Raw genomic sequence first — 6,991 nt, 5'->3', positions numbered from 1 at the left:
AACCGGTTCTGGGTGCAAAGGCAACGGCGCGTCTGCGGGAACTGTGCTGGGATATCGAGAGCCTCGAAGACACCGCTGCGATCGCGCAGGCCGCAACCCCGGCTACMTAAAAGGCGGGTTTCGCCGACGTCAGCGGCCAGTCTGGCCAATGCAGGCGACCTGTCGTCCCGGGCTTTGAGAAAATTGATCTGGAAGTCAGAGCGCGGCGACGATCGCTTTGCCGCACTCGACGGTGTTTGCAGCGCCGCCGAGATCGCGCGTGCGCAGCGAAGGCTCGGCCAAAACGGTCTCGATGGCCGATACAATCCCGGCAGCCGCTTCAGCATGTCCGAGGTGGTCAAGCATCATCGCCGCCGACCAGATCTGCCCCACCGGATTTGCGATCCCCTGCCCGGCAATATCCGGTGCCGAGCCATGGACCGGTTCGAACAGAGATGGAAAATTGCGGTCCGGATTGATGTTGGYGCTCGGCGCGATGCCGATCGTTCCCGTGCAGGCCGGACCGAGATCGGAAAGAATGTCGCCGAAAAGGTTCGATGCGACGACCACATCGAACCAATCGGGGTGAAGCACGAACTGAGCCGTCAGGATGTCGATGTGATATTTGTCCCAGCGCACGTAGGGGAAGGCCTTCGCCATTTCCTCAACGCGCTCGTCCCAATAGGGCATGCTGATCGAAATGCCGTTCGACTTGGTCGCCGAGGTGAGGTGTTTGCGCTTGCCCTTGGCGGCAAGCTCGAATGCGAATTTCAGCACGCGATCGACACCGATGCGCGTCATGACCGTTTCCTGCACAACCACTTCGCGCTCGGTGCCCGGGAAGATACGGCCACCGATCGATGAATACTCGCCTTCGGTGTTCTCGCGCACGACCCAGAAATCGATATCGCCGGGACCACGGCCGACGAGCGGGCTCGGCACACCAGGCATCAGGCGCACCGGCCGCAGATTGACGTACTGATCGAACTCGCGCCTGAACTGGAGAAGCGACCCCCACAGCGACACGTGATCGGGCACGCCGGCCGGCCAACCGACGGCGCCAAAGAAGATCGCGTCATGCGATCCGATCTTGTCCTTCCAGTCTTCCGGCAGCATCCGACCGTGACGGGCATAGTAGTCGTAAGAGGCGAAATCGAACCAGTCGAACGACAGCCCGATGCCGAAGCGCGACGCGACTTTTTCCAGAACGCGCACGCCTTCGGGTACGACCTCCTTGCCGATCCCGTCGCCTGGGATGACCGCAATGCGGAAACTGTTGGATTGTGTCATTTTGCTTTCCAGGCTGATCGACGGGATTTGCTCAGGCCGCAGCCTCTTCGCGCTGCGTGTCCTTGTGGCGCGCAAGCTGGGCCGCGAGGCGGACTGCGTTTTCCAGTGCACCTGTCGATGCACTTCCCTTGCCAACGATGTCGAAGGCGGTTCCGTGCGCTGGCGTGGTGAACACGGTCTCCAGGCCCGCCGTGACGGTCACGCCGCGGTTGAAGCCGCGTAGCTTGGTCGCGATCTGCCCCTGGTCGTGGTACATGGCGACGACGCTGTCATACTCGCCCGCGAAGGCCTTGATGTAGATGGTGTCGGCCGGGAAAGGCCCCTTGCAGTCGATGCCGGTTGCAGCGGCGACCTTGACCGCCGGTCCGATCAGGTCGATTTCCTCACGGCCAAACAGCCCGTTCTCCCCGGCATGAGGGTTAAGGGCCGCAACGGCGATGCGCGGTTTGTCCATACCGGCGCGCTGCATGGTGCGGTTGACCAGTTCGATCGCCTCGATGATGCTGTCATGGGTGATCTGATCGAGAGCCGTGCGCAGCGACACATGCGAGGTGACGCGCGACATCCATTGGCCGTCGAGCACGTTCATCTCGGAGAAATAGCCTTTGTGTCCCAACAGATGAGCAAACATCTTGTGCTCGTCGGGAAATTTCCAGCCGCCAGCATGAAGCGCTGCCTTGTTCAGCGGCGCGAAGGTGATGCCATCGACGTCGCCTTTCATCGCCAGCCGCACCGCCTCGGCCAAGGTGTCCCCCGTCAGCTTGCCCGACTCCGGTGAAACCACGCCGCGCGGCAAGGCCGCGGGGTCGATGTTACCAAGGTCGATCACAGGTGTTTCTGATGCATCCCAGTCGATGGATGCAACATCGGGGACGGTCTTAAGCGAAAGCGCTACGCCTGCGTCGCGGGCGCCCATCTCCAGGACACGCCGGTCGCCAAGAACGACAATGCGCGCCACGTCGGAGAGCCTACCGTCCGACAGCACGCGAGCAACGAGCTCAGGGCCGATACCGGTCATATCGCCAAGCAGCAAGGCCAGGCGAGGCAGGGGTGAAGCGGTTTTGCGCGAAGATTTATCTGGATTTTCCATGGACATGCCCCCTTCGGCTCGACGGTGGTGAGGCCACCCGATATCGGCCGCGCAAGGCTGGCTTCGTGACCGCTTTGAAGCCATGTTGCGCCGCATCCAAGAAAAGTCAACTGAAAATTGTTGACAGTATTCAATTTGAAGGCGAGGCTAAGGACGACCTTATCTGGAGAGCACCATGGACAGCCAACACGCCTCGGAAGCCGCCGCCGCATCCTCTATGCCGCCCTTGGAAAGCAAGCATGGAAGCCTAATGGAGGGGTTCTCCTACAGGAGGATCAAGACCAGGGGCGCCGAGATCAATGTCGCCGTCGCGGGATCAGGCCCACCGTTGCTGCTTGTTCACGGCAACCCGTTGACGCATGTCAGCTGGCATCGCATCGCGCCTTCCCTGGCAAAATCCTTCACGGTGGTCGCCATCGACCTGCGCGGCTATGGCGACAGCTCAAAACCCGACGGCGGTGCGGACCATGCCGCCTACAGCTTCCGCGCCATGGGCGAAGACGCCTTTGATGTGATGAGCGCGCTTGGCTTTGAAAAGTTCGCGCTTGCTGGCCATGACCGCGGTGCCCGCGTCGGGTTTCGGATGGTGCTTGATCAGCCCGACAGGATCACCCGTTTCTGCGCGCTGGATATCATCCCGACCTACCATCTCCTGACCAACGTCACCCTTGGATGGGGGCTGGAGAGCTATCATTGGTTCTTCATGGCGCAGAAGGCGCCCTTCCCCGAGAAGCTGATCTGTGCCGACCTCGACTACTACATCAACTACAAGCTCAACAAGAAAGGCGTGGGCCTGGAGATATTCACGCCGGAAGCCTTCAAGGAGTATGCACGCTGCACCACGCCTGAGCAGATCCACGCCGTGTGCGAGGACTACCGCGCGACCGTGACGCTCGACCTCGCCATGGACACAGCCGATTTCGGCAAGAAGACGATCCAGTGCCCGGTCATGGTGATCTGGGGCAGCAACAGCCATGTTGGCCGTCACCTGACGCCTATTGAAGCTTGGACGCCCTGGGCGCCGGACCTCAGGGGCTGGGCCATTCCGACAGGTCACTATCCGGCCGAGCACCGGCCTGATCTGGTCTATGAGAGTTTCTGGACCTTCTTCAACGGCGTTGAGCCGACCCCATATCGCTCCTGATACGGCACCTTGGCCCTCTTGCGTCAGAGCTTCTGCTCTGACGCCCTTCTGAAGGCCGTTTCTCCGCCACGCGGTTCCACGTCCCAATCTTCGCCAGTCCGGTTTGTGATCCGGAGCATCGAGAAAATCCATCCCATGTCGCCAGGCGGCGTGCCGTGTGAGACTTTGCTCTCGATCAATAAATGCCCAATCTGGTTTGAGTACGCTGTCAGGACGTCAATTGAACGGTTCGCTTCAACAAGGTTGTTCGAACGTTCGGGGCGAGAATGACCACCGGTTCGGCCAAGCATGGTGGGGAGTGGTTTGCCCTTCTAGTTCTTCCGACGAATTGACAGTGTGACGATCGAAAGCGGAAAAGCGGACGCAATGACAGCTTAGCCCTGTCTCGCAGTTGACCTGATCCAGGGCCTGAAAGGGAGGTTTGGGAGGATAAGCATGGGCGAGGATCTATCCGGTCATCATGCCGACCGCATTCAGGCCGCGATCGCTTCGGACGCCGCGGCGAAGTCCGCTCTGGTTGCCTCCTGGCGACGGTCTTCCAATTTGCATCGGCTCGATCCGACCGATTGCAGTCCCCCACGCTATCTCACAGAGGCGGAATTCGGAGAGGCCCGGCAACGCAGCGAGCCGCTCATCCGTGCTGCCCAATCGAGTCTGGACCGGCTCTATCTTGCCGTGGGTGGCGTCGGGTGCTGTGTGCTTCTCGCCGATCGTGACGGCGTGCCGGTCGAACGGCGCGGGGCCCCGGTGGATGACGAGACGTTTCATTCCTGGGGCTTGTGGACCGGCTCCGTCTGGAACGAACAGAGCCAGGGCACCAACGGGATCGGCACCTGCCTGGTCGAACAGCGCGCACTGACAATCCATCGCGATCAGCATTTTCATACGCGCAACACGGGGCTCAGTTGTACCACCGCTCCCATCTACGATCACCAGGGGGATCTTGTGGCTGCGCTTGACGTGTCTTCCTGCCGGGCCGATCTGACCGAAGCCTTCGCCAATCTTATCTCGGTGGCCGTGGTCGACGCGGTGCGTCGGATCGAGGCTGAGAACTTCAGGATGGCATTCCCGAAGGCGAGAATTCTGCTGGCGCCGGTGACCGACAGAGGTTCGGGCGCGCTGATCGCGGTTGATGCGGACGACCTTGTGGTCGGCGCGACCCGATCGGCCCGCCTGGCGCTCGGGATTACGCAACAGTGTCTCGACAGGCCGATGCCTGCCGCAGATCTGCTTGGTTGGGGCGAGAGCGGGCCCGAAGTCCTCGCCGAGGCTGAGCGCGGCGTGCTGCAGCGGGCGCTGGCGCGAGCAGACGGAAATATCACGGCTGCGGCCCAGGCGCTGGGTATCAGCCGGGCGACGCTGCACCGCAAGCTCAACCGCCTGGATGTGCACAGGCCTCACTGACCTTCCGAAYCCTCGCATGACTGTCGCAATTCTGCGACACATGCCGCCCGCCCGCTGTCCTCGGCACGGTGACAATAGCGGCGGAAATCGCAAGTCTCCCTTCCCAAGCGTCGCATTCCGCGGCGTCATCTCTGGGAGGAAGACACATGAACAAGGTAGAATTCTCACGCTCGGTCAAGGCGCCCTTCGACAAGCGTTACGGCAATTTCATCGGCGGCAAATGGGCCGAGCCGCGCTCCGGCCGCTACTTCGAAAACCACTCGCCGGTGAACGGCCAGCTGCTGTGCGAGGTGGCGCGTTCGGATGCGCACGACATCGAGGCAGCGCTGGACGCCGCGCACGCCGCCAAGGACGCCTGGGGGCGCACCAGCGTCGCCGAGCGCTCGCTTATCCTCAACCGCATCGCCGATCGCATGGAGGAAAACCTCGATCTCCTCGCATGCGCCGAAACCTGGGACAACGGCAAGCCGATCCGTGAAACGACCGCCGCCGACCTGCCGCTCGCCATCGACCATTTCCGCTATTTCGCCGGCGCCGTGCGCGGTCAGGAAGGCAGCCTTTCCCAAATCGACGACGATACCGTCGCCTATCATTTCCACGAGCCGCTCGGCGTGGTCGGCCAGATCATCCCGTGGAACTTCCCGCTGCTGATGGCCTGCTGGAAACTTGCTCCCGCGCTTGCAGCTGGAAACTGCGTCGTGCTGAAGCCTGCCGAGCAGACACCGGCGGCCATCCTGCTCTGGGCCGATCTTGTCGGCGATCTGCTGCCGCCAGGCGTGCTCAACATCGTCAACGGTTTCGGCCTCGAGGCCGGCAAGCCGCTCGCATCCTCGCCGCGCATTGCCAAGATAGCCTTTACCGGCGAGACGACGACGGGGCGGCTGATCATGCAATATGCCAGCCAGAACCTGATCCCCGTCACGCTGGAACTGGGCGGCAAGTCACCTAACATCTTCTTCAAGGATGTTGTCGCCGAGGACGATGACTTCTTCGACAAGGCGATCGAAGGCTTCGTCATGTTCGCGCTGAACCAGGGCGAGGTCTGCACCTGCCCAAGCCGTGCGCTCATCCATGAATCGATCTACGACACCTTCATGGAACGCGCCCTCAAGCGCGTCGAGGCGATCGTGCAGGGCGATCCGCTTGACCCGGCGACGATGATCGGTGCCCAAGCCTCGTCCGAGCAGCTGGAAAAGATCCTGTCCTATATCGACATAGGCCGCCAGGAAGGCGCCGAGGTGCTGACCGGCGGGTCGCGTAACGTCCTGCCCGGCGATCTGGCGGGTGGCTATTACGTCAAACCGACGGTGTTCAAGGGCCACAACAAGATGCGCATCTTCCAGGAAGAGATTTTCGGACCGGTGGTTTCGGTCACGACCTTCAAGGACGACGACGAAGCGCTGGCGATAGCCAACGATACGCTCTATGGCCTTGGCGCCGGCGTCTGGACGCGTGACGGCAACCGCGCCTATCGCTTCGGCCGCGCGATCCAGGCCGGCCGCGTCTGGACCAACTGCTACCACGCCTATCCCGCGCATGCCGCCTTCGGCGGCTACAAGCAGTCCGGCATCGGCCGCGAGACCCATAAGATGATGCTCGACCACTACCAGCAGACCAAGAACATGCTGGTCAGCTATAGCCCGAAGAAGCTCGGCTTCTTCTGATCCCTTGTTTGGCTCACAGCGCGGCTCCGCGAGGGGCCGCGCCCCCCCATTCTGAATCCGGAAAAGACCATGCATGCGAAGGTCACGGCGACGCCGGCAGCCCTTGAACTGATCGCGGAGATCGTTGCCGAGCATGGACCGGTGCTGTTCCACCAATCCGGCGGCTGCTGCGACGGTTCCTCGCCTATGTGTTATCCGCGTGCCGGTTTCATCGTCGGCGACCGTGATGTGCTGCTCGGCCACATCGAAGACGTGCCCTTCTACATCGGGGCTTCGCAATTCGAGGCCTGGAAGCATACCGATCTCATTATCGACGTGGTGCCTGGTCGCGGCGGCATGTTCTCGCTGGACAACGGACGGGAGAAGCGGTTCCTGACGCGGTCGACGATCTGCGCCGTTCATAGGTGATGAGGGTGCATC

The 6,991-nt window shown here is 61.8% G+C and carries 6 protein-coding genes; 4 read left to right on the top strand and 2 right to left on the bottom strand.

Features of this window, described 5'->3' with window-relative positions; genetic code table 11:
• Positions 1 to 195 precede the first annotated feature (195 nt).
• Entirely contained in the window at positions 196 to 1,269 is a 1,074-nt protein-coding gene (locus ACXJ7R_RS20775; protein WP_457153482.1) for a tartrate dehydrogenase, read from the bottom strand.
• Between the two features lie 31 nt (positions 1,270 to 1,300).
• On the bottom strand, positions 1,301 to 2,359 hold the full coding sequence (locus ACXJ7R_RS20770) for a PdxA family dehydrogenase (protein ID WP_457153481.1): 1,059 nt from the start codon (positions 2,357 to 2,359) through the stop codon (positions 1,301 to 1,303).
• Positions 2,360 to 2,534: 175 nt separating this feature from the next.
• Between ACXJ7R_RS20770 and ACXJ7R_RS20765 the strand changes: the two genes are divergently transcribed.
• From ACXJ7R_RS20765 to ACXJ7R_RS20750, 4 genes are all read left to right on the top strand, one after another.
• On the top strand, positions 2,535 to 3,503 hold the full coding sequence (locus ACXJ7R_RS20765) for an alpha/beta fold hydrolase (RefSeq protein WP_457153480.1): 969 nt from the start codon (positions 2,535 to 2,537) through the stop codon (positions 3,501 to 3,503).
• Positions 3,504 to 3,938: 435 nt separating this feature from the next.
• Positions 3,939 to 4,907, top strand: coding sequence for a helix-turn-helix domain-containing protein (locus ACXJ7R_RS20760; protein ID WP_457153479.1), 969 nt, complete (start codon positions 3,939 to 3,941; stop codon positions 4,905 to 4,907).
• 146 nt (positions 4,908 to 5,053) lie between these two features.
• A complete protein-coding gene (adh, locus tag ACXJ7R_RS20755; RefSeq protein ID WP_457153478.1) occupies positions 5,054 to 6,571 on the top strand; it encodes an aldehyde dehydrogenase in 1,518 nt (505 codons plus the stop codon).
• A 69-nt stretch (positions 6,572 to 6,640) separates the two neighbouring features.
• Positions 6,641 to 6,979 (top strand): DUF779 domain-containing protein, encoded by a 339-nt coding sequence (locus ACXJ7R_RS20750; RefSeq protein WP_457153477.1) that lies wholly within the window; start codon positions 6,641 to 6,643, stop codon positions 6,977 to 6,979.
• Positions 6,980 to 6,991 lie beyond the last annotated feature (12 nt).

It is taken from the genome of Mesorhizobium sp. P5_C1 (genome assembly GCF_054049815.1).
This window is presented reverse-complemented; position numbering and strand designations above follow the sequence as displayed.

Bases quoted from the DNA above. Each gene is read 5' to 3' on its own strand.
- ACXJ7R_RS20770 (WP_457153481.1), bottom strand. From the start codon at position 2,359: ATGGAAAATCCAGATAAATCTTCGCGCAAAACCGCTTCACCCCTGCCT.
- ACXJ7R_RS20765 (WP_457153480.1), top strand. From the start codon at position 2,535: ATGGACAGCCAACACGCCTCGGAAGCCGCCGCCGCATCCTCTATGCCG.
- ACXJ7R_RS20760 (WP_457153479.1), top strand. From the start codon at position 3,939: ATGGGCGAGGATCTATCCGGTCATCATGCCGACCGCATTCAGGCCGCG.
- adh (WP_457153478.1), top strand. From the start codon at position 5,054: ATGAACAAGGTAGAATTCTCACGCTCGGTCAAGGCGCCCTTCGACAAG.
- ACXJ7R_RS20750 (WP_457153477.1), top strand. From the start codon at position 6,641: ATGCATGCGAAGGTCACGGCGACGCCGGCAGCCCTTGAACTGATCGCG.